The following is a 26,903-nucleotide window of genomic DNA, read 5'->3' as shown; positions in this document are numbered from 1 at the left end:
TTGAATACGATTAACGGCGATCAACGAAGCTTTAACAAAAATGGGACAAGATCAGAAATTAACAGTCGTAATCACAGGTGCCTCCTCGGGCGTTGGTTTGTACACCGCGAAAGCACTTGCTCAAAAAGGATGGCATATCGTGATGGCCTGCCGCGACTTAGAGAAAGCAGCTCAAGCTGCCCAATCAGTGGGCATGGCACCGGACAGCTACACCCTGATTCATCTCGACCTCGGTTCCTTGGAGAGTGTGCACCGATTTGTCATCAACTTCAGAGCTAGGGACTTAACCCTTGATGCTTTGTTGTGCAATGCTGCCATCTATATGCCTTTGCTCAAGGAGCCGTTGCGTAGCCCCGAAGGCTATGAATTGACAATGACGACCAATCACCTGGGTCATTTTCTCCTGTGCAACCTTATGCTTGAGGATCTGAAAAAGTCAACGGCTGCGGCCAAGCGACTGGTAATTCTAGGCACGGTGACCCACAACCCCGATGAGCTAGGAGGGAAGATTCCGCCCCGCCCAGACCTAGGAAATCTGGAGGGTTTTGCAGCGGGATTCAAAGCACCGATTTCCATGATTGATGGCAAGCAGTTCGAGCCCGTCAAAGCTTACAAGGACAGTAAGGTCTGCAACGTGCTGACCATGCGGGAACTCCATCGGCGCTATCACAGTTCAACTGGCATCACCTTTAGCTCTCTCTATCCTGGGTGTGTTGCAGACACGCCCCTATTCCGCAACCACTATCCGCTGTTTCAAAAACTCTTTCCTTGGTTCCAGAAAAATATCACGGGGGGATATGTCTCTCAGGAACTGTCGGGGGAACGGGTGGCAGCAGTGATTGCTGATCCGGAATACAGTCAATCGGGTGCCTATTGGAGCTGGGGAAATCGCCAGAAGAAAAACGGCACCTCCTTTGTACAGAAAGTTTCCCCCCAAGCCCGTGACGATGAAAAGGCTGAGCGACTGTGGGATCTGAGTGCCAAGTTGGTGGGTCTATTTTAACCAGTTATGGACTGGGTAGTTGGGTCGTTAATATCGTCAGGACTTACGCGGTTGGTAAAAGAGAGAACAAAGGAGCAGCTAAGTAGGAGCGCATAGCCCCCCGAACAATGTTGAGTTTGGACTTATACGAACGGATGCCTGTGTTCTGAAAATGCCCACGAATCGAGTTGTGAAAAACTCAAAAAGGCCCTTCTAAAGAAGATTCCAGCCTATCTCAATCTTTATCTCAACACCATTTATCTCAGTCTGGATCTTCAGGATTGAGCATGATAGTGTTATGAGCTATACACTTCCACGGATATGCAGCCACTATTCACTCAGATCTTAAACTTAGAAGGTGTTGCAGTTGAAGATTACCGAGACTCCCTCCTGGGTTTTACTTGCCAGACAGAAGCGTTACAGTGAGGGTTGCGGTCGAGAAATTCAGTCAGACTATGGGTGTAGGCAGCAGTTCACGGCAGATTCACTTCGGCACCGATGGATGGCGGGGGATCATTGCTCAAGACTTTACGTTCGCCAAAGTACGTCAAGTGACTCAGGCGATCGCTCGTTACTTGCAACCTAAATACCGTCCAGAACGTCCGGTGATCGTTGGCTACGATACCCGGTTTCTTGCGGATCGCTTTGCTGAGGCAGCTGCTGAAACTCTGGCTGGCCTGGGCTGGAGGGTGAAGATTGCCGAACGCGATTGCCCAACCCCTGCGATCGCCTACCAGGTCAAGCATCTGAACGCTGCTGGGGCACTGATGTTTACGGCCAGCCACAACCCGCCTAACTACTGTGGGCTCAAGTACATTCCCGACTATGCGGGGCCAGCCACCACAGAGATTACGGATGGGATTGTGGCTCAATTGTCAGGGGGCGAAACCCTCCCGCCCAAACAGATGGTCGGCGATAATCCTGCTATCTTCCCCTTTGATCCCCAGCCAGACTATCTCAAGTTCCTCTACTCCCAAGTGGATCAGGGACGTATTCGCAGCGCCCGACTCCGGGTTAGCTACGATGCTCTTTACTCCACCTCTCGGGGCTACTTAGATACCGCATTGACCGCTTGTGGTTGCCAGGTCACATCCTTCCATAACTACCGGGACGTGTTGTTCGGAGGGGGACTGCCCGAACCCAGTCCTCAACAGTTGTCGGCACTGATAACTGCTGTGGAGCATGACCAAACCGACTTCGGACTGGCCACGGATGGCGACGGAGATCGCTTTGGGATCGTGGACAACCAGGGAAATATCCTCAGTGCTGACACCGTTTTGTTGCTATTGGCCCGGCACCTCCTGCTCCACAAAGGCAAAACAGGCGCGATTGTCCGCACCGTTGCCACCACCCATCTGTTAGATCAGTTGGCGACTGCCTATGGCTTGGAACTCTATGAAACCCCCGTCGGCTTTAAATACATCGGGGCAGTGATGCGCCAGACCTCGGTCTTAATCGGGGGGGGTAAGAGTCGGGGGGGTTAAGCATTCTGGGGCATATTCCTGAAAAGGATGGGATTTTGGCGGGTCTGCTGGTGGCCGAGGCGATCGCCTATGCGGGCAAACCCTTGAGTCAACTGGCCGCCGAAGCGATCGCTTCGGCGGGAGGGCCTCGATTCACCCATCGCTTTGATCGATCCCTGAGTGGCATGGAGCAATCCTGGCTGTTAAAACTCCCTGAGGCATCAGCCACCGCAGACCGTTGCTGGCATCCCGGTGCAGCGTATCGGCTACCAAGACGGCCTGAAATTATATCTCGAAGATGGCAGTTGGGTTCTATTCCGCGCCTCTGGAACTGAGCCCCTGTTGCGGGTTTACCTGGAAACCCATAGCCCGGAACAGGCCACCCAAATCACCCAGGCGCTCCAACAGCAGTTGGTCGCTATGCAATCTCGCATCGTTTAGCTATGCACCTTTTGATTCCTGCGGTGGCCGCTGGCTTGTTCGCCCTCTGGATGGCCGCGATCGCCATCCTCGCCGTGCAAAACGCGACCCCGGCTTCGCTCCAGTTTTTTGTCTGGCAGTCCATCCAAATTCCGATCGGGGTGATCTTGGCCTTTAGTCTGGCGATGGGTCTGTTGGGCGGCAGCCTTCTGATTGCCCTCCTGGCATTCGAGCGATCGCAGCTGCTCCCTGGAGCCGATGACGACGATTGATTAGGGATTGCAGTATAAACATTGAGCTGGGTCAGCGAACTCTTGTCCATTGGGGAAATACATTAACTGGCTGAAATCACACTTTTGGCATCGATGGGTCGATGCCAATTTCAAATCGGTAGGAAATCCACACAGGGCACAGGGTAATCCTGTTTTGTGCTCAACAGCCGTATATCCCGGACAACCACACTGGGGACAACGTTGGCTAAGGTTGTGAATTAGATTCTGAGTTGCTTCGGCAATCACCTTCATCCGCGTTGGATTGTGCATTGCCCGCATATCGGTTTCAAGATATGCTTGCCCAAATTTCTTCAGTAGCCAAGTTACGATTTCTACCAGTTCAGACTCCCGCGTCACCCCCTTAAATATTTGTGAGGATTGTATCTGCTCTGCATCCGACATTGCCACTAAACCATGGTCAGAGAAGCCAATTTTCTGGGCAAAGGCTAGAGCTGCCTCGAGGGTTGTCACGTACTGATGCCCATAGTTGGTTGTGGTTGAAAGCGCTTGACCAATCACTTCGATCCCCTGATCGCGATCGCGCATCAACACAATTTCATGGTCACTGATCAGCAGGGGCAGCGAGGGGTGAGGGCCAAAACTTCCTTCACTGGCAAATGCCAGGGTCAATCCGGTTAATGCTAGGGCTTTTTCGGCTTTAAGTTGGGCGGCGTTTAGTTGATCACCGGGACGTTTAATATCGCGGGTAAAGGTGCCGAACTCATCGGTATTCAGTCCTAGAGGGACAACAACTTCGATCCCAAGATGGTGTTTCAAAATGGGTGCGATCGCCTGCTCCTTCCGGTGCATTGTCGCCAGTACCCCAGACTTTTGGTGGAACCATGCTTGCAAGGATGAATCATTGATCATCAGCAAAATTCTTGAAAGGGACATCCATCACTGAATTAGCCATCGACCTGATGTTGCTGAATCAGCTGTTGTAAATGGGTGCTTTCCATCGCTAAGACACGCCTAGCAAAATCACAATCTCGTTCTAGCAGATCATCAAACGTATCAACTGGAATTGCCAACAATCGCGTCGGTGTTGCCGTTGCTACGATGGTACTGGACTGTTGAGTATGGGCCAGTACTTCTAATTCATCCAACACCCGACCGGGCAAAAGGTCTTGCGTGATCATCGGATGATTTGGCAGAGACCGTTGAATTTGGGCACTGCCCTCCATCAGCAATAACAACTCACGACAGGTATCTCCCTGCTCCGTGATTAATCCATGAGCAATGTAGGTCTTAACGACGGCGCGATCGGCCAATTGGATGAGGGTTTCACCCTGAACGCCACGAAAGAAGTCGCTATTGTACAAGAACACTAACTTTTCTAAGGATTTTAAAAGACACCAGTTCCAGGGCTGAGGTTGTTGCTGGTTCCAGAATGGTGGTCGCCACCTCCTGCACTAGCGGGGATAGTTGATAGTGAAAATCCACCAAATTTCTGGCCTGCTCCCGACCTCGCTGGGCATCGAGTTGATACACCATAAACAGGCTGACTGACTGGATCAGAGGATTTGGTTCAAAAACCAGGGCTACTAAATGGGTGGTAATCTCGCCGAGGGATAACTCCAAAGAACAGGTTGTTACCTGCTCACTGGGGTGGGTTAACAGAGCCAAAATCTCCGGACTCAGACGCAGTTGCCAGCGGAGAGAAGGATCCGAAAGTAAGGAGCTTTCCGCCAGTAAATCCTGGAGGATCGTGGGTGAAAGCTTAGCAAGGGTAAGTGCAATCTCGAATCCACCAGAAGTTGCGGTGCTCCCTGCCGATGAGGAGGGGGGGGCGAGATGCTCCAAAATTTCTAGCAATCCCGTCACCAAGAGCCGCTTTTTCAGCCTCACCGTAGCGCGCAAAAGGGTTAAAGGAGCATCCCATTGGTGCAATAAAGGCTGGTTCAACCCTTGGTAGCATCGAATTAAATCAGCGAGGCGATGGAGCAATAAATCTGCCCGTCGAAGAATCATCGTTTCTGGATCAAAATTCCCAAGAATCTCCTCTTCTTCTCGCAGGGTGACGGAATATTCTCGGCCTAAGCGTTGAATTGATTCTGGCTCTTGAGACAGCAAGTTTTGAATCGTTCTTTTGCCCATGGCCTTAACATCGATTTGCGGAGCTGAACGCTGTTGGAGGGACAGCACCCGCTCGAGGGCTTTGCGATACCCAGTCAGCCGCACCAAATTTTCCAGCGATCGCTGTCGATTTGGATCAAGCAGCTCTGGATCTTCTACTCCCAGCTCTTCCAAAATTAACCGATGATCTTCATTACTAATATCAAGCTCACTACGAATCTGTTGCAACATTTCCAAGCTACTGGAGGTGTTAATATAACCTTCTTCCAAGGACTCTTTCAAGACTCCCTTGTAGGCCTGACACCGCTTATTTTTGGTGAAACCCGGCAGCACCTTCGCCAGCACATACACTTCATCCGTGGTTAGGTCTGTGAGCGATCGCCCCTCTAAGAATTGAGCAACATTCAATTGCAATCGACTGAGTTGCCGCTGTAAGCGACTGGCAAGGCTCTCACGCAGGTAACGTTCAGGGCATCGCTGCCAAGTCTTGTAAAGCCAAAGTGTACTGAGCCCAACTAGAATCCCTTCATAAAAGAATTGTAGACTGAGGGGCAAGAGCAAAATCAGGGGTCTACCACCAAAGATAAAGAAGAAATTAAAAATACTAAAGGTACAAAGGGTAAACATCCGATGCCGCACCAATTCTGGACTCAGGACTTGCTTCCTGTCTTGGATATAGGTGAAATATTGAGTCTCTAGAAATCGCCCTAAACCGTAAAATCCGACACTAAATAAGGCCAAGGTGAGCGGCACTGCAACTAGCTTAGGAATTGGGATCGGGGTATTGAATAGGTACAGGCCAGGATGAAATAAAGTATCAAGCTGATTTTCTTGATGGGTCCAGATTCCTGAAAAGTAATAATCCCAATTCCCGGCATAGAGATAGTAGTAACAAAAGTAGCCAACAGCTAACCCGACATAGGCATAGTAGATAAACGGCTGTTGTGGTTGTTGAATTTGATCCCAGTAGGAGCGTTCAGAATCAATATCGATGCAGGTTTTCTGGCAAGCCACACAGGCACTTTGTTCTTTGCCATCATCCGTCACCCTTCGGCACATGGATTGAGTAATGCTTTGGTCGCCGACATGGGCTTGAGTGGCGAATAAGGCATTGGGCTCAGCAAAAATTGTTTGGACGGGAGCCATAGGGCAGAAATAGTGACACCAGGATTTGCCACCATAGAGAAAACCCACGGCGATCGCAGCCAAAATCGTCACCGTAAACCATAGCCCCAAGGCCAATCGGTTGGAGTTGATCACCAAAATTCGGGCACACAAACCAAGGTAGAGTAACCCAAATTGCAAATACAAATAATGACGCCCTAACCAAGAACCTGGCTTCACCTTCGCCAGCTCATATCGAACTTTTCCGGTTTGTGGATGCACTCGTTGGAACTGTCGTTGCCAACCCAAGGCTCTGGGAATTTGGGACAAAAAACGATAAGGGGCAAATGCGTCGCCACAACTCATGTCCAAAGATCAGGAGGATAAAAACTTGAGCTGGGTACGGCGATCCCCCAAAAGATCGTCGTACCCAGGGCATAGGGTTGCTCCACTAGACAAACACCTTGCACTTGGATGCATCGAGATGGATCAATGCTCAGCGGACTCAGGTGGTTATTAGGATCAGTAAACCAGGGAGAAATCGGATCAAAAAAAGTGAAAAAATCAGCAGTAGCCATCCACTGGTTAGAATCCATCGAACCGTATGCATCCGTTGTTCGGGAAGTTTAGCAACCATAGCTCCCTTGAAGAATCATCTGTAGTGATTTTAATGCGAATCAACAGCGTCAAGGACAAAAATGCTTGAAAGAAGAGTTCTGTCAGTCTAGGCATCTTCCCCTAGGAGTTCTCAGGGACGTCGTTGTCGGAGATTCATCACTCGCACAATCCAGTAGCTGATGGAGATGGCAAAAATCGCTACGGCCAGTCCCACCAGCTTGCCAACCGTATCGGGTTGATCAATATCCAGAATGATGATTTTTCGGGCTACGGCAATCAGGGATGTCACAATCACCATTTCCACGATTTGGGAAGAAACATCCGTTTTCAGATAGGCCGTAATGTTCTCTAAAATTTCTAAGGCAATCAACACGTTCAAAAACAGCCCAAAAATTTCCACCAGTCGCCCCGAGATTCTTCCTAAGGGCGGTGTTGATAGTTGCTGCACCAGAATCCATCCCAGATCAAAGGTAGCCGAAAGAATGACCACCAGCATTCCCAACGCAAGAATGCGAGAAGCAATCCCTTCGGCCTTTTTCAGCAGCTTAATAAACTGCTCATCATTGATACTAACCTCAATGACAGCTGCCAGGAGATGTTTTAACCACACCATGGGGGAGCGATCGCAGGGTTATTCGACATCATCATGCGCAAAGCGGTTATAGAGATAGTCCAGAATATAGTTTCGCATTTTATAGAACTCCGGATCTTCCATAATCCGATCGCGATCGCGGGGTCTGGGAAATGGAATCTCTAGGATTTCGCCAATCTTGGCGGCAGGGCCATTGGTCATCATCACCAGACGATCTGCCAGGAACAGGGCTTCATCAATGTCGTGGGTAATCATCAACACCGTACAACGATGATCATTCCAGATTTTCAGCAATTCCACCTGCAATTCCTCTTTGGTAATCGCATCCAGGGCACCAAAGGGTTCATCGAGAATCAGGACTTCTGGACGAATGGACAAAGCCCGAGCGATCGAGACTCGTTGACGCATCCCCCCCGAAAGCTGACCGGGACGCTTGTGGGCGGCTTCGGTTAGACCCACCATCGCCAGATGTTCCCGCACAATTTGCTTCTTCTCGGCTTCCCGTTTGCTGGGATAGACAGAATCTACCGCCAGATAAATATTTTCGTAGGCGGTGAGCCAGGGCAATAGCGCATATCCCTGGAAAACCATCATGCGATCGGGGCCGGGTTCAGTAATTCGTTTACCCTGTAAGGTCACCAGTCCAGCCGTTGGTTCCGAGAAGCCTGCCACCATGTTTAACAAGGTTGATTTGCCACACCCCGAATGACCAATTACACAAACAAATTCACCTTGTCGAACGTCTAAATTCACCTGCTCCAGTACAACATAGTCGCCCTTGGGAGTGGGATAGATTTTCGAAACATTTTCAATGTTCAGAAACGGTTCCGGGTTGCCCATCAGGGAGCTTATAGAGGATTGTGTGGTTAGAGTTTGCATCGTTAGAAATCATCCAAGAAGGTTAGGCAATTGTCAAAGCATGGGTTAATGGCACGTCCGCCATATAAATGTCATGCTTGATTTCCAAACTGTTGAGATAGGCGATGGGGTCATCGGCATTAAAGGTCGTGCCATCAAACAGTTGTACTGCCCCCCGACTATAGGTAATGTCCGTTAGTCCCAATTCCCGTGCGGCAGTACTAAAGGCACTTACACGACAAACTCGCTCGAGAATTTCTACCCAATTGCGAGGGAAGGGAATATCTCCCCACCGTGCCATTTGCGTCATCATCCATAGATGTTCAGTGCGGCTCGGACGATTGACACCCTGACCATAGAATTGATGGTGGGCATACTCCTTGGGGGAGGGATGAATACTGCACATCTGGGGATTGGGATCACCCAAATAAATGTATTGCAGGTCAGTTCCCAGGTATTCGCGGCGAGCCAGAATTTCACGGATTTCTTCGTGGTTGGCCTCATCAGTACAGTAACGACAGGCTTCTAGGAGTGCCTTCACCAGTGCAATATGAGTATTGGGATAGGCCAAAGCCCATTCCTCTCGTACCCCTAAAACTTTTCCTGGATGTCCATCCCAAACCTCTAGATCCGTTGCGATTGTATAGCCGATGCCCTCGACCGCTGCTCGCACATTCCAGGGTTCCCCCACACAAAATCCATCAATGTTTCCAGCTTGCAAGTTAGCAATCATCTGTGCTGGCGGAATGGTATTGAGGTGGACATCATGATCGGGATCAATACCACCCCCTGCTAGCCAATAGCGCAGCAACAAATTATGCATTGATGCAGGATGCACCACCCCAAACACATGCTGTTTATTTGGGGTTGCCAACAACATTTGCTTCAGATCTTGTAGGGTATGAATCCCCTGGTCATAGAAGCCTTTGTCAAGGGTAATGGCATTGCCATTACGGGTGAGGGTCAAGGCACTGACAGTGGGTAATGAGCGTCCCTCCATACCCCCCAAAGATAACCAGATCGGCATTCCGGAGGGCATTTGGGCAGCATCCAAATAATTCCCGGCAATCCCATCTTGAATCCCGCGCCAGCTAGATTCCCGCACAAGGTGAACTTCATCCAAGCCATGATGGGAGAAAAAACCTTTTTCTTGGGCGACAGCTAGGGGGGCGCAGGCAGTGAGGGGAACAAAGCCAATTTCTAAGTTGATTTTTTCTAAACCGTGACGGGCAACGGCTGCTTTTTTGCGCGATCGCAGTTGTTTTATCCGCTTTTGTTGATTGAGAAAATAGATGATTTCACTCCGCATTGAGTAGTAACTGGGGTGATTTACCACTTCTAAGCGTTTGCGAGGCCGGGGAATCTCGACTGCCATGATTTGGCCAATTTTGGATTCCGGCCCATTGGTGAGCATGACGACGCGATCGCTTAACATGATGGCTTCATCAACGTCATGGGTGACCATCACCGCCGTCACCTGACTTTCCTCACAAATTTGCATCAGCTGTTCCTGCAAATTACCCCGAGTAAGGGCATCCAAGGCTCCAAAGGGTTCATCGAGCAATAGCAGTTTGGGGCGGATGGCCAGGGCACGGGCGATCGCCACGCGCTGTTTCATCCCCCCTGACAACTGAGCCGGAGGTTTATCGGCGGCATGACGCAAACCCACTAAATCAATATGGTGTTCAATCATATTGCGTCGTTCTGGGGCAGATAGATGGGACAAGACCTCATCCACGGCTAGGGCAATATTTTCTCGCACCGTTAGCCAAGGCAATAATGAGTAGTTTTGGAAGACAACCATCTTGTCTGGTCCTGGTCGGCGAATTGTCTCACCATCTAGCAGTACAACGCCTTCCGTGGGTAAGTCCAAACCCGCAATCATGTTCAAAAGCGTTGATTTACCACACCCAGAGTGACCAATGAGTGAGACAAATTCGCCCTTGCGGATTTCTAGATCAATGCCTTTCAATGCCACATAGCGATCGCCGTTGGCTAAGGGAAAGGTTTTCTCAATATTTTCAACAGAAACAAAGGTTGTCATAGGAAGAAGGAAAGTAGGGAATGGGGGGATAGGAGTCAGGAGTTACCGTTGTTCTTCTGGCAAAATCACTGTTTGTACCCAAGCCAGCAACTTATCAAGCAATAGTCCCACAACGCCGATGTAAACCAATGCCAAAATAATTTCACTCACTTGACTGTTTTGGTAGGCATTCCAGATGAAGGAACCAATGCCAACGATTCCAGACATTACAATCTCAGCGGCAATAATGGCTAACCATGCCAGACCGATTGAAATTCGCAATCCGGTAAAGATGTAGGGCAATGCAGCCGGAAACAGAACTTTGAAGAAATACTTTCTTTGCGATAGCTTCAACACACGAGCCACATTGGTGTAGTCCTGGGGAATTTGTCGCACCCCGACGGCTGTATTGATTAAAATCGGCCACACCGCCGTAATGAAGATCACAAACAACGCCGCAGGTCGATTTTGCTGTAAGGCGGCGAGGGCGATGGGAACCCAGGCTAAGGGCGGCACCGTTCGTAAGAGTTGAAAAATCGGATCGAGGGCCTTGGATAAGGTTTTGTTCAGTCCAACTAGAATCCCGAGGCTGATTCCGATGATCGCGGCAAATGTATACCCAATTGCCACCCGTTGCAAACTAGCAAGCACCTGCCAGAATAAGCCCTTATCAGTACCACCTTTATCGTAGAAAGGATAGAGAATCAAAATCCACGTCTCTTGCACAACTTTAATCGGCCCCGGCAAGGTTGCATCGGGAAGCCAAGAGAAGAGTTGCCAGATGACGAGAAAAATGGCGATCGCAGTCATCGGAGGGAGCAAATCGCTGAATTTTTCCTTAATTTTGAACTTTGCAAGTAGGGGCAGATCGAACAAGGATTTAGTGGGTCGTTGGCGGGCAATCGTCATGGATACCTCCTGAAACTAAAGAAATGAACTGTGCTTACACTGCAAGTTAAATCCTATATGGCGGATGCCAAAAGCAATTAACCAAAATCTAAACTCGCTTAATCTTCAAGCTATCTAAATAAGCTTGGGGATTCTCAGGGTCAAACTTAGTGCCGTCAAAGAATTCCTCAACCCCGCGAGATGTGCTAGTAGGAATATCAGTTGCTGCGACTCCCAATTCAGTTGCCGCTTCCCGCCAAATGTCTTCACGGTTAACTTGTTTGATTAAATCCTTTGCCTTTGCTAAGGTGTCTTTCGGCAAAAATCCCCAACGCACACTTTCCGTGAGGAACCATAGGTCATGACTTTGATAAGGATAGGACACACTCCCCTTTCCATCCTTCCAATACAGTACCGCCATTGACTTGTCATCAATGGAACGCTCACCCAAGTTGTATTTGCCCATGAGCGGCTCAATTAGAAAAGTCTCTGATACACCAAAATATTCGCGTTTAGACAGAATTCCAGCCAATTCCTGACGATTATCAAAGTTGTCACACCACTGTTGGGCTTCCATCACTGCTTTGAGAATCGCTTTGGTTGCCTTAGGATTCTTGTCTACCCAATCTTTCCGAATTGCCAGATATTCTTCGGGATGATTCTGCCAAATCTCTGCGGTCAGGGCTGAGATAAATCCAATTTTATCTGTGACGATGCGGTTGGGCCAAGGATCACCGGTGCTAAAGGCATCCATTGCTCCCCGCTTCATATCAGCAACCGTTTGCGACGTTGGAACCGTCAACAATGAAACTTTTGCATCCGGATCAACACCATTCCCTGCTAACCAATAGCGAATCCAAAATTCTTGGTTTGCTTTAGGAAAGGTGTAGGCCGCTTTGAATTCCGATCCTTCCGACTTCAGCTTGTCAAAAAATACCGCTGGTTCAGCAATTTTAAGGGATAATCCCTTGCCTCGATGTTTGTTGGCGATCGCAATCCCATTCCCTTGGGTATTCAACTGTGCCAATACATACATCGGCACTTTTGTATTGTCAGTAATAATGCCTTCTGAGATCAGGTATGGCATCGGCATCTGCCACTGTCCACCATCAATCCCCCCACCAGCAGAACCAATTTTCACATTATCTCGCGCTGCGCCCCAGTTGGCCTGTTTGTCAATCTCAACATCCGGCATCCCGTACTTGGCAAACAATCCTTTCTCTTTAGCAACAATCAAGGGAGCTGCCTCAACAATTGGCAAGTAACCTAACTTGGCTGCTTTAACTTCTGGCATTACCTCCGGCTTTAAATCTGCAACCGGACTGGCTACAGTTGAACTTGGACTGGAAGTCGTTGTTTCGGGTGGATTCCCCAAACAACCCTTCAATAACACCGCCCCCGTGGATGCAGTGGCGATCGTCATAAACCGACGACGAGATACATTGGAAAAAAATGACATAAAACCTCCTTACATCCCAACTTCGGGTTGCAATCAAACATGTGTTATGCACAAACTGGCTTGTATTGCTACAAAACTTTCAGGCTCAAGCTGAACCCTATTCATTGCCAGCCAAGATCGCTAGAATCTTTAAGAACTCGAGCAAAAAGCAGATCTGAGTACTCTTGATGACTCAGAGCATTGATCAGTTCTTGACTCTTGAATAGATAAAAATCTATGCTTCCTAGAGATTGAATAGATAAAAATCTATTCTTAGAATACTTTAGCGGCACAGACTTAAAAGATCAATTGGATACTGTATATCGATTTACTATCCCAAAGATATCGATTTACTTATCATTACTGCCTAGGTAGCATCTGGACACTTATGCATTTTGAGCCTGAAATCCTTGCTTTTCCGTTGCTGCTGCCACTGTTAACGTGAATCCCGTCGCTTTTACATTTCGCAGCAAGGCTTGAGTTTTCTTGATGTTTGAGCAAATTCACATTAGCAAGTGATTTAATGAAGGCAACTCGCCTAGCCTTGCTATTCATGGAAGAGCCGCTGGATCAAGCCTTAGCAGTGGATGTATTAGCAGCCGCCTTGCAAATGGATGCCCAGGAATCGGGGGATTTACTGGAATTCTTGGCTAAAAAACTAGAACAAGCCTTGCCCCAATCGATCACGATCACCCGGAGAGGACGGTTTCTTTCCAATAAAAAGCCAGTTCAAGAAATTGTGGTGCGCTTTGATGATTATCATTATCTGATCGTGCGTGAGAAGCAGGGTTTTCTCACTGCCAAAGTGATGAAACTAGTGCGGGGAGTTGTCCTCAAAACCACAATTATCCCTATAGAACAGTGGACGGAGGAGATTGCCCAACAGCTTGCGATTCTAGCAGCGCGCAGTGGTAAAACCCGCACAGCATTGAGCAAATTTGTCTTAGGTGGAGGTTAGCTCCATGCCTCTCTGGGAATCTGAAGTAGATCGAAATCGCCGTGAAGCCCAGGAAGCCACGCGTCGAGCCTTGGAACGGGGGCAAATTCCCTACAAGGCTCGTCATCGATTAGAGATGCAACGTCGGAGTGGTGCCAACTTCTTCACCAGCGATCTAACCTCCAATGAGCATTTGCTCGCCCGTGAAGCCGGCTACGAGCCACTGGGTTTGGTGATGGGTACGGCCTTCTACAAAATCAGCTATTGGGGGTATTTCAACGGCTATCAAACCTACACCGGAGAACTTACAGCCTTAAGCCATGCCCAACTCGCAGCCCGAGAACTGGCCGTCAAACGTCTCCGCCAAGAAGCAGCTTTACTGGGGGCAAATGGCGTCATCGGGGTGCGTTTGAAGTTGAGGCAACAGCACTGGGGCGATCGCATTGTCGAGTTTACAGCGATCGGCACTGCCATTGGCATTCCCAATCGTCCTGCCGAAGCCCAGCCGTTTACCAGCGACCTCAGTGGTCAAGAATTCTGGCAACTGCATCAGGCGGGCTACTACCCCAAGGGCATTGTTTTCGGCGTTTGCTCTTACTACACCCACACAGATTGGAATACCCGCAATCTCACAAGGGGCGGGTTCTTTGGCAGGGGTAGTCGTACCAATCAGGAAGTCACCCAATACACCCAGGGCTTCCAAACTGCCCGCCATCTCGCCATCTCTCGGCTTACGGACGATATTCGCCAGCACCAGGCAGAAGGAGCTGTAGGAATGCATATCAATCTGGAGATCGAAGACATCGAATATGAACTCAACCAAACCACCTATCACGATCTACTGACACATTTTGTGGCGATCGGCACGTCCATCGTTCAGGATTCCCATGCCGCCGCATCTTCCCGAATCACCCCCTTGATCATCTTCGACCTGGCAACCAAAAAACAACATCCACTCAAAACCAATCACCTTTAAGCCTGTTCCCAGAGAAAACAACCACGCGTCCCGACTCACAACTCACGCTTCCTCTCTCCAACCCAGAAATCTACCGTCCTTCCACCTCCTATGACCAATCAACCCTTTCCCGCCGATCTGCCCATCCATGCCCGAAATCGTTTGACCGCAATGCGGGGCAAGGATGAAAAACATCGGCTGTTTACCAGTGATCTGTCGGTGAATGAATTCCTGTTGGTTAAAGAACTAGATTTTGACCCCCTGGGATTGGTGGTTGGCTGCTCAATGTACCACATTGGCTTTCAGTGGGCGGGTTTGAGCCAGAATCAGGAAATGACGGTGTTGTCCCAGGCCATGTACCATGCGCGGGAACTGGCGATGAGTCGGATGGAAGAAGAGGCAGATGCGCTAGGAGCCGATGGGATTGTCGCGGTGCGGTTGACCGCAAAACACATGGAATGGGAGCCGAATTTAGCGGAATTTGTAGCGATTGGAACGGCGGTGCGATCGCGCAACCGAGACATTCCTTGGCGGACGCTAGATCATAAACCCTTCACCAGTGACTTATCCGGACAGGATTTTTGGACGTTGTTACGGGCAGGCTACCGCCCCGTTGGCATGGTAATGGGCAACTGTGTTTACCATGTTGCGTACCAAGGACTCGGGCAGTGGTTCAAAAATATGGGCAAGAACGTAGAAATGACGAACTTTACCCAAGCCCTCTATGATGCCCGTGAGCTAGCCATGGAACGAATGCAGGCGGAAGCCACCCACCTTAAAGCAGAGGGCATTGTGGGTGTCCAACTTCACGAGGGGCGATATTCCTGGAGTTCCCATGTGATTGAGTTTTTTGCTGTGGGTACAGCGGTTCTGCCAATTCGTGAAGATCATCATATCCCAACTCCCCAATTGGTTCTATCGATCAACGATTAGCGCCATCCTTGGGTACAGGGGTGTCATTGAATAGAGGGCTTTACCCAGAGCCCGTGACGAGGATTGAACTCGTAACCTCACCCTTACCAAGGGTGTGCTATTGGTTTCTGAAAGTCTTGACTGATAAAGTTTTAGAGCATTCTCAATAACACATTGAGGCGTAGAACGGGGTGTGCTCACTAATGCGCTATTCTGCACTACTTCTTAAGCAGCAACAGAAATACACCAGCAACAACGCTAACAGAGAAATATAGCTCGTCTAACAGTGATAAATAATAAATAGATAATTTATCAGTTCCTGTGTGGTTGATCCATGCACGGGTTTTCTATTCGATGCCTTGGTATCGAGAAACGCTCCGATTGCAGGTGCTCTGGGTTATGCTGCACCTCCAGGGAAGAATGCAAGTTTAGCCAGAAAACCCAGTACCGTCAGGAAAGCCGCCGCGACAAAAGCCCAAAGTCGGTTGTCCTGGGAATCAACCCGTTTTTCCAGTCGTTCTAGCCGCTGGTCAATGCTGGTCAATTTTTCCTCAGTCCTGGCTGCAAATACATCAAACTTCTTGTCCAGGGACAAGATCAGATCTCGAATTTCTATCTCGGTTGATTGCGTCATGGGGTCGGTTTTGACATTGGGTGGCGTGCCGTTGGAGGAGAATATCTGGAAAGGCTTACCGGAGCAGTAAGTAGTAGAGGCGACCTTTGCTATTAATTAACCCAGCGCGATCGCTAGCTTGGGGGCCAGTTCCCATAAAAATATCCACCCGTCCGGGACCACGAATGGCATTCCCCGTATCTTGATCTAAAACAAAGCGATTAACCCACGGGTTGTCCTGCTGCCCACTGGGGGCTGAAGTTGGGATCGGAGCTTGGATTAAAGCCAATGCACCCGGTGGCATCAGAGTTTTATCCGTGGCAATGGAGCGCTCCGCCGTCACGGGGACCCCTAAACTGCCAGTAGCGGGTCGATTCCACGTCTCTTTAAAGAAGACAAAACTTTGGTTGCGGGGAAGATAGTCATCCATTGCCTCAGGATGGTGAATAAAGTAGTCCACCAAGGTTGGTAAGGTGAGGGCTTCCAGGGGAATTTTGCCATCCTTAACCAGTTCTCGCCCCACCCCGGTGTAAGGATATTGGGTGCGTCCAGCATAGCCCAGGCTCATGACACTGCCATCCGGAAAAAGCAGGCGGGCTGATCCCTGAACCTGGACGAGAAATGCCTGGAAGCGATCGCGCAACCAGGCTAACTCCAGCCCCCGCAATTTTTTTGTCCCGAGGCCATTGCGCCCCTCCAATTGTTCGCGGGTCGGATGGGGAGTGGCCCAGCGGTCAAAATCCGAGGGGAGCCGATAGAGGGGATAGCGAAACTCAGCGGTGGGAACGCGACTGGCCGCATAGATCGGCTGAAAATAGCCTGTAAATGCCACGGTTCCCTGGTGATCTTGACCACTGGCCTGGTAGAAGGCAAACTCTCGCTGCACCGCCTGCTGTAGCCCTGAGGGCGAGGTACTTTTGAGTAAAAGTTGACGAAATCGCTGCAAACTCCGCTCGACTCGACGGTGTGTCACCCCCGCAATGGGGTAGCGGCGATACACTGCTGCGGCCTGATCGGTACTTAAGTACTGTAAACTCCGGTCAATCGCCGTCACCAGGGCGGCGCGATCGCCCCCCGTGCCCCGAGGGCTGCCAAAGTTGAGCATCCCAACCGAGACAACGAAGGGAACAAACCGAGGTTGCGGTTTCCTGGAGACTCACCAATCGCAGCGGTGGAACTGCCCTGACGGGTTGCCACCAGAGGACAGTTGCCATGGCCAAACTACCCCAGATAGCAGCTGTATAGCGCCCCCCCCGTTCATCGCTCCACACTAGAACTAAAGAGCGGCTCCACTCGAATGGCGAGCACGGCCGAGGGCCGAATCACCATGTATTCTCCCTGAATATTCTTGATCGGCACCGTAATAAAGTCTGTGGAAGTAGACTTCGGCACCAGTTCGCCACTGTACCATTTCTGAAAATCCTGAATCGTGAGGAACCGGACTTCCTCCCGATGACCCCCTTCGATCATCAGATGGACGGCAAATTCTGAAGGTTTGGGCATAGCGCAGAATGGATGTAGGAGTGCAACGTCACCATTATCAATCGGGACAGCCGGGAAAGTATCGCTGTTTTATAGAAAACTCCGCTGCTTTTCCAGGTGACACTAGGCCAAGCAAATATACCGGAGTCTACCCATGCATCCCCTTCGCATTGCCCCTGCCCCTGGCCAGGAATCCGTCTGGGACTATCCCCGTCCCCCCCGCCTCGAAGCCACCCACCGCCATCTTCAGGTGATATGCAATGGCATCTCCCTGGCGGAAACCTGCCGTGGCCAACGGGTGTTGGAAACCAGCCATCCCCCGGTGTACTATTTCCCCCCTGAGGATATTCACCAACAATATCTTGTGGCCATGCCTCAGCGGAGTTTTTGCGAATGGAAGGGGCTGGCAACTTACTACACCATCGTCATCGGAGAGCACCGGGTGGTGAACGCAGCCTGGTGCTATCCTCAACCCACACCCCCCTTTGCTGCCCTCCGGAACCACATCGCCTTTTATCCCCAGGAAATGCAGGCTTGTTGGGTGGATGGGGAGCTAGTTCAGCCCCAACCGGGTAATTTCTATGGTGGCTGGATTACCATGGATATTGTCGGGCCCTTTAAGGGCGAACCGGGTACCGGAGGATGGTAGTATCACCGCCATGACCCCTCCAGACTCCTTCGAAAATTCTCACCTGCAACGGCTGCTGCTGTTTGTGTACCTGCTGCCGATCTTGGGATTACTCCCAGCATTATGGAGATTGTACCGTCCTTCAGGAAATCCCCAGCAACAGACGGTGAGTCGTCTGGCCGTCACCCTGGGGCTGCTGTGGCTGGGCGGTACCCTGTTAATGACAACGGGAGCCAACGGTTCAGAGTTTTTGCGCCTCCCCTTTCTGCTGGTCAGTAGTCTCTGGACATCGGGATATTTTCTCATCAGCCTGGGGTTAATGATCCGTATTTGGCAGCGACGACCACCCTGGTTACCGGGGGTCAGTGACTTGGGTGACCGTCTGTTCAAGAAATCCACGCCCCGATAGTTGCATTGAAACAGCGGGAACTTTCCCCAAACCCAAGCGTCTCTAGGGAAGGACGTGTTGATGTTTCTGCATCCGTAGCCCATGAGTTATTCTCTTCCTGTATCCTGGTCAGCAGTTGAGGCAGCCGCTCCTCGTGTACCTGTGTCCGTCGGAAAACTCTCCAACTATGATTTGATCCTGCTTTGTCAGGTTGGGGCTCACCCCGATCGGAGTGCGTTTTCTGAACTGTTGCGGCGGTATCAGTCCCATGTGGATCGGATTTTGTACCATCTTGCCCCCGACTGGCAGGATCGGGCGGATCTGGCTCAAGAGGTTTGGATTCGGGTCTACCGCAACATCAAGCGCTTGCAGGAACCAGAAAAACTTTCGCGGCTGGCTGAGCCGGATTGTCACCAATCTGTTCTATGACGAACTGCGCAAACGTAAACGGGTGAGTCATCCCCTATCTCTGGATGCACCCCTGATGTTGGATGACCGGGAAGTGGATTGGGAGATTGCTGCTGCCACGCCAGGGCCAGATGAGAACATGACCACCCAGGAGTTTTATGAGCACCTGCATACGGCGATCGCTGATCTCCCCGAAGCCTTTCGGGTCACCATTGTGCTGCGGGAAATTGAAGGCATGGCCTACGAAGAAATTGCCGAAATTATGGGTGTATCTTTAGGTACGGTCAAATCAAGAATTGCCAGGGCACGACAGCGATTGCAGTGCCAGTTACAGAGCTATCTGGAAAGCTAGCCAGACCTCCCGAGTGGGTGTGAGAGTTGAGCGGCGATATTTGTGCCCTATCAGTGATCTGAGTAATGTGAACAGGAAACAAGCTCAACGGTCATGGATATCTATATCAGAATCAGATTTTGCAGCCCCTGTGCATTTCCGTTCTGCCGGGATCTTTGTATGATTTTAGACTAGCTTCGTTGGTCTACTCCGCTGTGTGTTTTCCCTTAGCGTGATTGGGTAGTGACAAGACCATGACCTCTGATTTTGATTTTCAGCCTCCGTCCCACCAGGCATCGGCTGACTGCTTTGAACTCCTGAGCGCCTATTTAGACGGTGAAGTGACCACAGCCGAGCGGCGACAGGTTGAAAGCTGGCTAGACACCGATCCCAAGGTACAACGCCTTTATTCCCGGATGTTACGGCTCCGAGCGGAGGTAAAAGCCCTGCCCCTACCAGTGTCCCCTGAAGTTGCCGCGGATCAAATGGCCGCTCGGGTGTTTGCCCAGATTGATCGTCGGCCTCGGCGGATGCTGATCTGGGGAACTGCCGCCGCTGCGATCGCCGCCACCTGTGTAGCCGCCGTTGCTGGTTGGGTCGGGGGCGATCGCAGCTTGATCCCCAATGTCGCCTCAGCCACCAAAACGCCCCAAATCATTGCCTTTACCCCCACCCCGGAAGCGACCTCTGGAATTGACATCACGGATAGTCTCATGATTGCCCTCGATCAACCCGTGGTGCAAATACCCCATGCCCAAGGCTCCGAATCGCCCCAACCCCAAGGTCTTCAGCCTGATAATCGCAACGTGCGTTAATCTCCCACCGCAGTCCATCACCACTGACCGTCAGGGAGCAGACGACCGCCCCAGGTTTGAATCTTGTCCAAGGGCATGACGTAGGCCCAGGCTACTATCGCAAGATGGTTGGGACAGTAGGCAAGAACTTCGCAGCGCTGATATTCATTCTCCACCGGGAGCCGATGGGGGGCGTAATCTTCTAGTTCATCCAGAACCGAGAGAATGGTGGCGTCGGCAAAGGTGAGCAAACTCCCCTGTACCCAGCCCGTTTCCCCCAAAACCATGGCGGGATAGCCTAAGGGCAGTTCGTAGAGTTGACCCCGTACTTGAGCAGGAGAGGTTGCCAGAACCTGAGCTTGACAGACGGGGTAGTTACCGCCGCCAGGTTTGAGGGTGCCATAGACGAAAAGATGGGTCAACATCCGCCCTCGCTAAGCAATGCTGCCTCGCTTCCGAGCCTCTTTGTAAGAGGTGCCGACATTTCGCAGCCCCGATCGAATCATCTCCTGTTCAAGCACTGCAAAGAAACGAGCGCGATCGCCCCCTCGAACCACTGCCTGATTATGGGCTTCCGCCAAGGCTACGGGATAGCCATACCCCTTTTGAACCTGGGCCAGGATCAAACTCAAGGTGGTCTCCAACAAGGTCGGAGAGGCTGCAACCCAGGCTGGGAATTCCAGTCGGGCAATTTCCGTGCCCATGTGGACGTAACAGAAATAAATGGCGTGGCCACCGTAAAGTTCCAGAATCCGAGCAGAGCTGCGCCAGAGGGGACTGCGCTCTCCAGGTTGCAACTGGGTAGCCCAGAGAGAGGTGTCTCGTAGGGGATCGAAAACGTGGCAGGGAGCTGCGTCTGTTTGTCCCGAACAATGGGTACCACAGTCTGGTTGAGGATAGGGACAGACTTGTAACCGCAGAAAATTCAACGCTTCAGCGCTACGGGCAGCACTGAGATAGCCAACAATCGGAATGTTCAGGGTTTGGAGTTGATCCCAGGCCGCTAGGATCGGCGGCAGCAGGCGATCGCGGGCGGCACTCGGGAGGGTTTCCAGAAACCAATAGATCAAGGAGCCATCGACCATTGCCAGGGTCGGAGAAGCCGGTTGACTGAGGGTGAGGGCGGCTAATTCCGCCAGGGCAATGGTTTCTGAAACGGTGCGGCGATAGCCCATCCATTCCTCGGTGCGGAGACCCCATTGCCGACAAATATAGAGGTCTTCGGGGCGATAAAACACTTCGGGTAAGCTATCCAGGATCGGTTGGAGATTTTGTCCATAGTGCAAAGCCACCCGTCCGATATTAATCAGATAACAATAGGCAATTTCATGGTGGCTGGGGGCAATTTGAGAGCCATCCGTTGCCAGCACCGTATGAATCAGGGGGGCCGGGGAGATTCTCCGACGGGTATCGAGGGGTTCTAGGGGTGCCGCCGCCGTGAATCCCAGGCGATCGCGCCACTGTTGCTGTTGTGCCACCCACCCTGCCTGATCCGTGAGGGCTTGGCTGAGTAAGTTTTGTGCCAATTGCAAGCGTTGACGAACCGCAACGGATTCTTCTGCCAGGTGGTGACTGATTCCCTGCATTTGCTGAACCAGTTTGTTGAAATCAAGCATGGGGGATGCTGACAGAAGATTGGAAGTGAATCGATCAGTGAGGGGAGCTCCTCCCGAGGTCTAATCCTTAGAATGGAGCTCAAACGACCGACCAATGCTCTGCATCTTAGTTGATTCTGGCATCGGCCAATCGCCGAAGTCCTGTCCAAACATGGGGAGGGAGAGTAATTGCACCCGTCCATCCTCCTGAGCGGCTGACCGTTCTGCGGCGGTGTTGTAACCCCAATCTGCCAGATACAGCCGGATCTGGCTCAGATCTCCATGGGCTTGCACGGTTTGCAGTGTCTTCAGGCGGTCTTCGACAAACCAGATCCTGGAGGGGGCAGCCACTGCCATCAGGTGACGCAGAACTTGATATTTAGGTTGTTTAGACTCCTTGCCAATCATCGGATGGGTTCCCCAGTCAATGCCCTGTTGCTGCAACAATTGGCGAATGAAGCGGCTTTCTTTGGTGGAAATAATCATCGGCTGGGTTGAACTCGCAAGCACGACCTGCAAGCGTTCCACAACGCCGGGATAAAATCGGTGCAGGGACAACCATCCAGACAGATCCGTGTTTATCCATTGATCTCGGAGTTGATCGAGGGTGAAGGCGACTTCCTGGGCTTTAATGCCATGATCTGCCAGCAGCTGAGGGGCGATCGTCCCCCAGTTGCTGAAAATCTCAGACTCAGAAATATCTAGCTGCAATGCTTGAATTAAAACAGGCATCTCCCAGCCAGTTTCCACCACTGGACGGAGGCGATAGAAGCGATCTGCCAACGCCTCGGGAACAATGGCGCGATCTGGCTTCCAGATCTGGAAGTAGGCACGCCATGACACCTGAAAATACTCCAACAGACCATCACAGAGCACACCATCAAAGTCCAGTGCGAGAATTGCGGGGGTTGCCGACATCATCGTTTTTTCGTTTGTTTAATCGTGATGCATTGTAATCTTTAAGCTACTGTGCTAGAGCGGTTTTCAATTGTGTGAGGTACAGTAACAACAATTAGTAAACCAGTTGTAGATGTCTTGTAAAGACACTTGCCATCATCCCACCATTTCCTAAAGGAATACTAGACCATGGAGGAGGGGGGATAGTCCTTGGGCAAGCATCGCCATCCACATCCTTTCATGAGCACAGACCAGATTACTGGCCTCAAGTTGACCCTACGCGGTCTTCCAGTTGGAGCAGCGGCAGGCAGCAGCGACGCGCAAACAGTTCATATTGTCAGAGGTTAGGTCTGTGGGCTATCTTGTATTCATTGCTTTCGAGATGGCTTTGGGTTTAATCATAGTGGTTCTCGGTCAAGTGCAGTACGCTCATAGACCTGAATCCTTATGTTAGTCAGATGTTAGTGAGAAATTGATTGTACTTTATCAGCTTAATAATGACCATATTTGAGCCTTCACACTCAGAAGCCTTTTTCATACGGTTGTCATTTGTTACTTTCTAAACATCCTCTAAGGTGAAGCGATCGCTGATGAAAATCGAAAAAATGTTACTGACGGGATTAATGGGAGGATTAACCTTTGGGGTGACCCTGTTAGGCTTCTCTGGAATGGCGGCTCAAGCGCAATCTCAGGTTACTCAGAACCAAAATGCCGCCCTGAATGCGATCGCAAAGATGATGGAAGGGCAACGGACTTACTACGCTAAAAACGGACAGTGGCTCAACGTTGTCAGCAATGTTCAGAAAGATTTTGATGCGGTCTTGCCCCCTACTTTTGACTATGCTATCCGCACAACAACGGAGGCAGCCTATAGCTACGTCATTCCTGCTACTTCTCCCTTGATCAATCAGCTGAGTTCTTATGTTGGCGCTGCCCTGTTGGTGCCTAATAGCAAGGTACTGATCATCACGATTATCTGTAAAAATAATCAACCCGGTCAGATTCGGCCATCGGATCCACAAATCGTCAGAGGAGCAGATCCCACCCAACCCCCCCTTTACCTTGCCTGTGGGGATAATTCCGTTGAGATTCCAGCCTCTATCTATACCGAGAAGTAGGAACCCCATTCCTGGGCAATCAGGATTCAGAACTCACCCAGGGGCAACCCCACGTCGGTTCAATATCCCCAAGCCAATTGACATCTCCACTGGGATTGGCTGCGACTGTAACACGAATACCAGCAAGATCCCTGACATTCTGGTGATAATGAATGTAAGAAAGTAAACCACCAGCAGTATGACTAGTGGTTTACTTGACCTCATGAGATTGGTCTGCACTAAGCTACAGCAGCGATCGCAGCCTTTACGAATGAATAGGTACGATTTCTGGGAAGTAACAATCTTAAGTTCCCTGCCTTAGAGGATGTTTTAAAAGTCTTCCTGGGTGTATCCAACCACTCAGACCACCTAGAGACCGCTACGACAGAATCAGGGTTTATGGATTTTAGATTGCACCACTGAGTCGTATTTGAGGCTCAAGACGACCCTTTTAAAACATCCTCTTAGCGACCATCCTGTATCCCATATCGGACTTGGGTGATTGCCTGGTTGACGAGATCGATGGCTTTGACTCGATGTCCCCCCTTATTACCTGTTGCTGCTGACAGCTCAGCTTTCGCCTGTTGCAGAAACGACAGTGCATTTCGCATGCGGGGCTGATCTGCCGTTGCTCGACCCGCAACAAAGCTGCCCACTGCTAAACTCCCGATGAGTAGGCTTAGTAACCAGGTTGACAATTGTTTTTGGCTCATGGTGATGGCCTCCTCCAGTTCCAACGAACGTTCATTTGGATTTCAACAATCCCAATCCAGGGATCTGTTCCCTTAGTGGAGGAATGGAATGAACTTCAATTTGTTCCGAGGTTGGGGGAATTGGGTCGGGAAGTGAGCCCTCCTATGCTAAATTTCTTCCGGGATGGTAACTACCTTGAGTAATGGATCTAGCTGCATGTCTCTGCGCTCCCTTCCCCGTCGATCGCTGCTGTTCTGGTTAGGATTCACTCTCTGCACCTGGGGCTGGAATCCTTTGCCTGCGGCAATCGCACAACGGTTTAACGCCCCCCCAACTGGAAGCTATCGCCCCCCCCGCTCAACCCTGCCCGATCGGCGGGTGGGCATTGGTAGCAGAGGCCCCTGTATTCAAGGTTCCAAGGAACTCACAGCGTTAATTCCCTCAATGGGGCCAGCCCTGACCCTGGAGGCTTACCCCACCTTCTTTTGGTTTGTGCCACCTTCTTTGGCAGCGACGGCGGAATTTGAGCTGCTTGATGACACAGATCAGGAGCTGTATCAAACCACGTTGCCATTAACTACCCAGTCTGGAATCGTGAGTTGGCAACTGCCCAGCGATCGCCTGCCCCCACTAGAAGTGGGTAAGACCTACCACTGGCAATTTTCAATGATATGCAGTCCCCAGTCGCCCTCTGCCAATCCATTTGTTGAAGGGTGGGTGCAGCGAGTTACCCCATTACCTGAAGTAGAACAGGCATTACAGCAGTCTGACCCCCGTACCCTTGCCACTGTGTACGCTACTGCTGGCATCTGGCATAATCTCCTATCCTCCCTAGCCTCCCAACGCCAACAAGCCCCCAAAGACCCAAAGGTGAGTTCGGATTGGCAAACTCTCATGGAGTCAATTGGTTTGGGGTCTTTAGCCCAGGAACCTCTGATTCCTTGTTGTCGGGAGTCTATCAGGCCGTGATTAAACTAATCAGCACTCATTTTCCCAAGCTGATCACCAGAAGGCTAGGTCAACAGCATAACCCGGATGATGTGCTGCAACAATTATTTAGCGTGGATGAAATTGCCTGTGGACGGGATCTGTCGGGGGCATTGCCTAGACAAGACCGAGTGAAGCAGGAAAGTCTCAGGATCGATCTTGAGAAGCCCGCACTGTATGCCTAGCATCAGCGTCGGGAGTGGTCACCGATCATTACTCCTAGGGGCGTAAATGGATCGCATGGAAGAGACTCAAAACATCACACTGCCAGTCCGGTAATATCAGCGTCATTGCGATCTCTTCAAGGCTGTTAATCAGACAGAGTCCAATCGCCAGCCAGAGGGTGTTGGGGTAGGCAAACCCAAAGAGCCCAACAGTGGCGGTTAAGAGGGTGAGTCCCCATATCTTCGCAGTATAGGTGTGGAAGCAGGGGAATTTTTGAAACTTCAGCAGGCTGATGATGAACAAAACCATCTGAGCACTCATTGCCAACAATAACGGCATCTGGAAATCCAACACGACCTGGGGATATACCCACCACGTACTAACAGCAATGCTCAAATACAGACAGATATCGGCCCAGCCATCTGCCTGCCGCAGTTGGACAGTACTGACGCCTAATCGACGGGCAATAATTCCATCAAAAATGTCTGAAAGGACGGCAATCAGGTAGAGGGGTAGGAACCAGGCACTGATGGTGTGATCGCAGGCATCCAGAAGCAGGAGGGGGGCGATGGCAAAGCGAACCCCGATCAGAATGCTGGGAATCTGTGCCAGTTTGATCATGGATTCCCTTGACACAAGGTCTCAACCCGCTGCAGCACCGCCAGTAAGTTCAGGGGCAGATCCCGACGAATGCGGCGTTCAATCAAAGCAACGGGCATGGTGCGTTTGGGAAGAATCGTCACCGTGTAGTTGAGACCCGTCATGGGCTGATCGGATTGGAGGGTCGCCAGTTGCCAGCAACCCGAAAAAGCTTTGAAATCTCCTTCTACCATCTGAAAACTAATTTGCTGGAGAAATTGTTCTTCGATGTCAAGAACGACCCGAGCCGAGAAGTTGAGGCGCAACAGTCGTTGTGTACCCACCTGCTCAAGGCGAATGCCACCGCTGGGATGCTCCAAGCGTCTGCTGGTTTTAAGATTGGGAATAAAGTCAGACAGGGCTTCGTAATCCGTCAGCACTTGCCAGACAAAGGTTGCAGGGTAGGGAATTTGAATCCGGGCCGACAATTTGCGCTCTCGGCCTCGGGTGGCTTCTGTCCAAACTTCCACCTGTTGCAGCAGTTGGGAATCGATATCAACAGCGTCCGCTGACTCCGCTGCTAGGGCTAAATCGGCATCTTCTTCAAGAAAATCCTCTAGTTCGGCATCATGTTCGACATCCGTCACGGGGAGTGCCTCTTCTCAAGGGGGCTGATCTGGGGAGCAGCGTCAGGGGGAAACTTTGGAT

Annotated in this window: 29 protein-coding genes and 2 pseudogenes; 13 read left to right on the top strand and 18 right to left on the bottom strand. The window is 50.8% G+C overall.

Features of this window, described 5'->3' with window-relative positions; all coding sequences use genetic code 11:
- Positions 1 to 40: 40 nt before the first annotated feature.
- From DO97_RS17515 to DO97_RS17505, 3 genes and pseudogenes are all read left to right on the top strand, one after another.
- Positions 41 to 1,003, top strand: coding sequence for a protochlorophyllide reductase (locus DO97_RS17515; RefSeq protein ID WP_036535919.1), 963 nt, complete (start codon positions 41 to 43; stop codon positions 1,001 to 1,003).
- A gap of 434 nt (positions 1,004 to 1,437) precedes the next feature.
- Positions 1,438 to 2,886, top strand: a pseudogene (locus DO97_RS17510) (phosphoglucomutase/phosphomannomutase family protein).
- 2 nt (positions 2,887 to 2,888) lie between these two features.
- Positions 2,889 to 3,137, top strand: coding sequence for a lipopolysaccharide assembly protein LapA domain-containing protein (locus DO97_RS17505; protein ID WP_036535916.1), 249 nt, complete (start codon positions 2,889 to 2,891; stop codon positions 3,135 to 3,137).
- Here the strand turns inward: DO97_RS17505 and DO97_RS17500 are convergent, their stop codons facing one another.
- The 8 genes from DO97_RS17500 to DO97_RS17465 all read right to left on the bottom strand — a co-directional run bounded on the left by DO97_RS17500 (position 3,138) and on the right by DO97_RS17465 (position 12,755).
- Complete coding sequence (locus DO97_RS17500; protein WP_036535914.1) at positions 3,138 to 4,007, bottom strand: DUF6671 family protein; 870 nt, start codon at positions 4,005 to 4,007, stop codon at positions 3,138 to 3,140.
- 35 nt (positions 4,008 to 4,042) lie between these two features.
- Positions 4,043 to 4,465, bottom strand: coding sequence for a cyclic nucleotide-binding domain-containing protein (locus DO97_RS26940; protein WP_239651838.1), 423 nt, complete (start codon positions 4,463 to 4,465; stop codon positions 4,043 to 4,045).
- Positions 4,449 to 6,683 (bottom strand): cyclic nucleotide-binding protein, encoded by a 2,235-nt coding sequence (locus tag DO97_RS21445; protein WP_239651837.1) that lies wholly within the window; start codon positions 6,681 to 6,683, stop codon positions 4,449 to 4,451. The genes DO97_RS26940 and DO97_RS21445 overlap by 17 nt, the downstream gene beginning before the upstream one ends.
- A 382-nt stretch (positions 6,684 to 7,065) precedes the next feature.
- Positions 7,066 to 7,548, bottom strand: a complete 483-nt coding sequence (locus tag DO97_RS17485) for a phosphate-starvation-inducible PsiE family protein (RefSeq protein WP_036535908.1) — start codon at positions 7,546 to 7,548, stop codon at positions 7,066 to 7,068.
- 18 nt (positions 7,549 to 7,566) lie between these two features.
- Positions 7,567 to 8,406, bottom strand: a complete 840-nt coding sequence (locus tag DO97_RS17480; RefSeq protein ID WP_036535906.1) for a nitrate ABC transporter ATP-binding protein — start codon at positions 8,404 to 8,406, stop codon at positions 7,567 to 7,569.
- 22 nt (positions 8,407 to 8,428) lie between these two features.
- Entirely contained in the window at positions 8,429 to 10,429 is a 2,001-nt protein-coding gene (locus DO97_RS17475; protein ID WP_036535904.1) for an ABC transporter ATP-binding/substrate-binding protein, read from the bottom strand.
- A 42-nt stretch (positions 10,430 to 10,471) separates the two neighbouring features.
- The gene (gene ntrB, locus DO97_RS17470) at positions 10,472 to 11,317 is read right to left on the bottom strand and encodes a nitrate ABC transporter permease (RefSeq protein WP_036535902.1); all 846 of its coding nucleotides are present in this window, start codon (positions 11,315 to 11,317) and stop codon (positions 10,472 to 10,474) included.
- An 88-nt stretch (positions 11,318 to 11,405) separates the two neighbouring features.
- Positions 11,406 to 12,755, bottom strand: a complete 1,350-nt coding sequence (locus tag DO97_RS17465) for a CmpA/NrtA family ABC transporter substrate-binding protein (protein ID WP_036535900.1) — start codon at positions 12,753 to 12,755, stop codon at positions 11,406 to 11,408.
- 502 nt (positions 12,756 to 13,257) lie between these two features.
- Here DO97_RS17465 and DO97_RS17460 point away from each other — a divergent pair.
- The 3 genes from DO97_RS17460 to DO97_RS17450 all read left to right on the top strand — a co-directional run bounded on the left by DO97_RS17460 (position 13,258) and on the right by DO97_RS17450 (position 15,559).
- Positions 13,258 to 13,692, top strand: a complete 435-nt coding sequence (locus DO97_RS17460) for a hypothetical protein (protein WP_036535898.1) — start codon at positions 13,258 to 13,260, stop codon at positions 13,690 to 13,692.
- 4 nt (positions 13,693 to 13,696) lie between these two features.
- A complete protein-coding gene (locus DO97_RS17455) occupies positions 13,697 to 14,647 on the top strand; it encodes a heavy metal-binding domain-containing protein (protein WP_052128904.1) in 951 nt (316 codons plus the stop codon).
- A gap of 90 nt (positions 14,648 to 14,737) precedes the next feature.
- On the top strand, positions 14,738 to 15,559 hold the full coding sequence (locus DO97_RS17450; protein WP_036535897.1) for a heavy metal-binding domain-containing protein: 822 nt from the start codon (positions 14,738 to 14,740) through the stop codon (positions 15,557 to 15,559).
- A gap of 376 nt (positions 15,560 to 15,935) precedes the next feature.
- On the opposite strand, the gene DO97_RS17445 is transcribed toward DO97_RS17450, so the two are convergent.
- The 4 genes from DO97_RS17445 to DO97_RS17435 are packed head-to-tail and all read right to left on the bottom strand — an operon-like array spanning position 15,936 to position 17,654.
- Positions 15,936 to 16,172, bottom strand: coding sequence for a hypothetical protein (locus tag DO97_RS17445; protein ID WP_036535896.1), 237 nt, complete (start codon positions 16,170 to 16,172; stop codon positions 15,936 to 15,938).
- 55 nt (positions 16,173 to 16,227) lie between these two features.
- Complete coding sequence (mltA, locus tag DO97_RS17440; RefSeq protein WP_052128903.1) at positions 16,228 to 17,256, bottom strand: murein transglycosylase A; 1,029 nt, start codon at positions 17,254 to 17,256, stop codon at positions 16,228 to 16,230.
- Entirely contained in the window at positions 17,192 to 17,422 is a 231-nt protein-coding gene (locus DO97_RS25445) for a hypothetical protein (RefSeq protein ID WP_204368730.1), read from the bottom strand. The genes mltA and DO97_RS25445 overlap by 65 nt, the downstream gene beginning before the upstream one ends.
- Complete coding sequence (locus tag DO97_RS17435) at positions 17,409 to 17,654, bottom strand: hypothetical protein (RefSeq protein WP_036535895.1); 246 nt, start codon at positions 17,652 to 17,654, stop codon at positions 17,409 to 17,411. The genes DO97_RS25445 and DO97_RS17435 overlap by 14 nt, the downstream gene beginning before the upstream one ends.
- Positions 17,655 to 17,787: 133 nt before the next feature.
- Between DO97_RS17435 and DO97_RS17430 the strand changes: the two genes are divergently transcribed.
- The 4 genes and pseudogenes from DO97_RS17430 to DO97_RS17415 all read left to right on the top strand — a co-directional run bounded on the left by DO97_RS17430 (position 17,788) and on the right by DO97_RS17415 (position 20,203).
- Positions 17,788 to 18,282, top strand: a complete 495-nt coding sequence (locus DO97_RS17430; RefSeq protein WP_036535893.1) for a DUF427 domain-containing protein — start codon at positions 17,788 to 17,790, stop codon at positions 18,280 to 18,282.
- Between the two features lie 10 nt (positions 18,283 to 18,292).
- Positions 18,293 to 18,670, top strand: coding sequence for a hypothetical protein (locus tag DO97_RS17425; RefSeq protein ID WP_036535890.1), 378 nt, complete (start codon positions 18,293 to 18,295; stop codon positions 18,668 to 18,670).
- A gap of 81 nt (positions 18,671 to 18,751) precedes the next feature.
- Positions 18,752 to 19,409, top strand: a pseudogene (locus tag DO97_RS17420) (sigma-70 family RNA polymerase sigma factor).
- Positions 19,410 to 19,642: 233 nt separating this feature from the next.
- Positions 19,643 to 20,203: an anti-sigma factor family protein gene (locus DO97_RS17415; protein WP_052128902.1), complete on the top strand. Its 561-nt coding sequence runs from the start codon at positions 19,643 to 19,645 to the stop codon at positions 20,201 to 20,203.
- Between the two features lie 17 nt (positions 20,204 to 20,220).
- Here DO97_RS17415 and DO97_RS17410 read toward each other — a convergent pair whose 3' ends face one another.
- The 3 genes from DO97_RS17410 to DO97_RS17400 are packed head-to-tail and all read right to left on the bottom strand — an operon-like array spanning position 20,221 to position 22,698.
- Entirely contained in the window at positions 20,221 to 20,607 is a 387-nt protein-coding gene (locus DO97_RS17410; RefSeq protein ID WP_036535886.1) for a gamma-glutamylcyclotransferase family protein, read from the bottom strand.
- Between the two features lie 9 nt (positions 20,608 to 20,616).
- Positions 20,617 to 21,798, bottom strand: a complete 1,182-nt coding sequence (locus DO97_RS17405; protein WP_036535884.1) for a DNA double-strand break repair nuclease NurA — start codon at positions 21,796 to 21,798, stop codon at positions 20,617 to 20,619.
- A gap of 60 nt (positions 21,799 to 21,858) precedes the next feature.
- Positions 21,859 to 22,698, bottom strand: coding sequence for an HAD family hydrolase (locus DO97_RS17400; RefSeq protein ID WP_239651836.1), 840 nt, complete (start codon positions 22,696 to 22,698; stop codon positions 21,859 to 21,861).
- Positions 22,699 to 23,264: 566 nt separating this feature from the next.
- Here DO97_RS17400 and DO97_RS17395 point away from each other — a divergent pair.
- A complete protein-coding gene (locus tag DO97_RS17395; RefSeq protein ID WP_239651835.1) occupies positions 23,265 to 23,792 on the top strand; it encodes a type IV pilin-like G/H family protein in 528 nt (175 codons plus the stop codon).
- A 443-nt stretch (positions 23,793 to 24,235) separates the two neighbouring features.
- On the opposite strand, the gene DO97_RS17390 is transcribed toward DO97_RS17395, so the two are convergent.
- Positions 24,236 to 24,484 carry a hypothetical protein gene (locus DO97_RS17390; protein ID WP_036535942.1) on the bottom strand — a complete coding sequence of 83 codons (249 nt, stop codon included), beginning with the start codon at positions 24,482 to 24,484 and terminating at the stop codon, positions 24,236 to 24,238.
- A gap of 196 nt (positions 24,485 to 24,680) precedes the next feature.
- On the opposite strand from DO97_RS17390, the gene DO97_RS17385 reads away from it, so the two are divergent.
- Both DO97_RS17385 and DO97_RS17380 read left to right on the top strand, forming a co-directional pair.
- Positions 24,681 to 25,433: a DUF928 domain-containing protein gene (locus tag DO97_RS17385; protein ID WP_052128901.1), complete on the top strand. Its 753-nt coding sequence runs from the start codon at positions 24,681 to 24,683 to the stop codon at positions 25,431 to 25,433.
- On the top strand, positions 25,430 to 25,636 hold the full coding sequence (locus DO97_RS17380; protein WP_036535881.1) for a hypothetical protein: 207 nt from the start codon (positions 25,430 to 25,432) through the stop codon (positions 25,634 to 25,636). Before DO97_RS17385 ends, DO97_RS17380 begins: the two co-directional genes overlap by 4 nt.
- A gap of 34 nt (positions 25,637 to 25,670) precedes the next feature.
- Here the strand turns inward: DO97_RS17380 and DO97_RS17375 are convergent, their stop codons facing one another.
- Together DO97_RS17375 and DO97_RS17370 are read right to left on the bottom strand one after the other, a co-directional pair.
- Entirely contained in the window at positions 25,671 to 26,237 is a 567-nt protein-coding gene (locus DO97_RS17375) for a CDP-alcohol phosphatidyltransferase family protein (RefSeq protein WP_036535878.1), read from the bottom strand.
- Positions 26,234 to 26,842, bottom strand: coding sequence for an SRPBCC family protein (locus DO97_RS17370; protein WP_036535875.1), 609 nt, complete (start codon positions 26,840 to 26,842; stop codon positions 26,234 to 26,236). The genes DO97_RS17375 and DO97_RS17370 overlap by 4 nt, the downstream gene beginning before the upstream one ends.
- Between the last annotated feature and the right edge of the window lie 61 nt (positions 26,843 to 26,903).

Origin of the sequence: Neosynechococcus sphagnicola sy1 (genome assembly GCF_000775285.1) — a bacterium.
In the GTDB taxonomy this organism is placed as follows: Bacteria; Cyanobacteriota; Cyanobacteriia; order Neosynechococcales; family Neosynechococcaceae; genus Neosynechococcus; species Neosynechococcus sphagnicola.
Note: the sequence above shows the minus strand (reverse complement) of the source record. Positions and strands in the feature narration are given on the sequence as shown.

What these genes read in the sequence shown, in the direction of transcription:
- DO97_RS17425 (WP_036535890.1), top strand. Translation starts at nt 18,293, where the DNA reads ATGACCCCTCCAGACTCCTTCGAAAATTCTCACCTGCAACGGCTGCTG.
- DO97_RS17405 (WP_036535884.1), bottom strand. Translation starts at nt 21,798, where the DNA reads ATGCTTGATTTCAACAAACTGGTTCAGCAAATGCAGGGAATCAGTCAC.
- DO97_RS17475 (WP_036535904.1), bottom strand. Translation starts at nt 10,429, where the DNA reads ATGACAACCTTTGTTTCTGTTGAAAATATTGAGAAAACCTTTCCCTTA.
- ntrB (WP_036535902.1), bottom strand. Translation starts at nt 11,317, where the DNA reads ATGACGATTGCCCGCCAACGACCCACTAAATCCTTGTTCGATCTGCCC.
- DO97_RS17410 (WP_036535886.1), bottom strand. Translation starts at nt 20,607, where the DNA reads ATGTTGACCCATCTTTTCGTCTATGGCACCCTCAAACCTGGCGGCGGT.
- DO97_RS17460 (WP_036535898.1), top strand. Translation starts at nt 13,258, where the DNA reads ATGAAGGCAACTCGCCTAGCCTTGCTATTCATGGAAGAGCCGCTGGAT.
- DO97_RS17430 (WP_036535893.1), top strand. Translation starts at nt 17,788, where the DNA reads ATGCATCCCCTTCGCATTGCCCCTGCCCCTGGCCAGGAATCCGTCTGG.
- DO97_RS17395 (WP_239651835.1), top strand. Translation starts at nt 23,265, where the DNA reads ATGAAAATCGAAAAAATGTTACTGACGGGATTAATGGGAGGATTAACC.
- DO97_RS17385 (WP_052128901.1), top strand. Translation starts at nt 24,681, where the DNA reads ATGTCTCTGCGCTCCCTTCCCCGTCGATCGCTGCTGTTCTGGTTAGGA.
- DO97_RS17505 (WP_036535916.1), top strand. Translation starts at nt 2,889, where the DNA reads ATGCACCTTTTGATTCCTGCGGTGGCCGCTGGCTTGTTCGCCCTCTGG.
- DO97_RS17450 (WP_036535897.1), top strand. Translation starts at nt 14,738, where the DNA reads ATGACCAATCAACCCTTTCCCGCCGATCTGCCCATCCATGCCCGAAAT.
- mltA (WP_052128903.1), bottom strand. Translation starts at nt 17,256, where the DNA reads ATGCTCAACTTTGGCAGCCCTCGGGGCACGGGGGGCGATCGCGCCGCC.
- DO97_RS17515 (WP_036535919.1), top strand. Translation starts at nt 41, where the DNA reads ATGGGACAAGATCAGAAATTAACAGTCGTAATCACAGGTGCCTCCTCG.
- DO97_RS17390 (WP_036535942.1), bottom strand. Translation starts at nt 24,484, where the DNA reads ATGAGCCAAAAACAATTGTCAACCTGGTTACTAAGCCTACTCATCGGG.
- DO97_RS17435 (WP_036535895.1), bottom strand. Translation starts at nt 17,654, where the DNA reads ATGCCCAAACCTTCAGAATTTGCCGTCCATCTGATGATCGAAGGGGGT.
- DO97_RS17375 (WP_036535878.1), bottom strand. Translation starts at nt 26,237, where the DNA reads ATGATCAAACTGGCACAGATTCCCAGCATTCTGATCGGGGTTCGCTTT.
- DO97_RS17465 (WP_036535900.1), bottom strand. Translation starts at nt 12,755, where the DNA reads ATGTCATTTTTTTCCAATGTATCTCGTCGTCGGTTTATGACGATCGCC.
- DO97_RS21445 (WP_239651837.1), bottom strand. Translation starts at nt 6,683, where the DNA reads ATGAGTTGTGGCGACGCATTTGCCCCTTATCGTTTTTTGTCCCAAATT.
- DO97_RS17485 (WP_036535908.1), bottom strand. Translation starts at nt 7,548, where the DNA reads ATGGTGTGGTTAAAACATCTCCTGGCAGCTGTCATTGAGGTTAGTATC.
- DO97_RS17480 (WP_036535906.1), bottom strand. Translation starts at nt 8,406, where the DNA reads ATGCAAACTCTAACCACACAATCCTCTATAAGCTCCCTGATGGGCAAC.
- DO97_RS17415 (WP_052128902.1), top strand. Translation starts at nt 19,643, where the DNA reads ATGACCTCTGATTTTGATTTTCAGCCTCCGTCCCACCAGGCATCGGCT.
- DO97_RS17400 (WP_239651836.1), bottom strand. Translation starts at nt 22,698, where the DNA reads ATGATGTCGGCAACCCCCGCAATTCTCGCACTGGACTTTGATGGTGTG.
- DO97_RS17500 (WP_036535914.1), bottom strand. Translation starts at nt 4,007, where the DNA reads ATGATCAATGATTCATCCTTGCAAGCATGGTTCCACCAAAAGTCTGGG.
- DO97_RS17445 (WP_036535896.1), bottom strand. Translation starts at nt 16,172, where the DNA reads ATGACGCAATCAACCGAGATAGAAATTCGAGATCTGATCTTGTCCCTG.
- DO97_RS17455 (WP_052128904.1), top strand. Translation starts at nt 13,697, where the DNA reads ATGCCTCTCTGGGAATCTGAAGTAGATCGAAATCGCCGTGAAGCCCAG.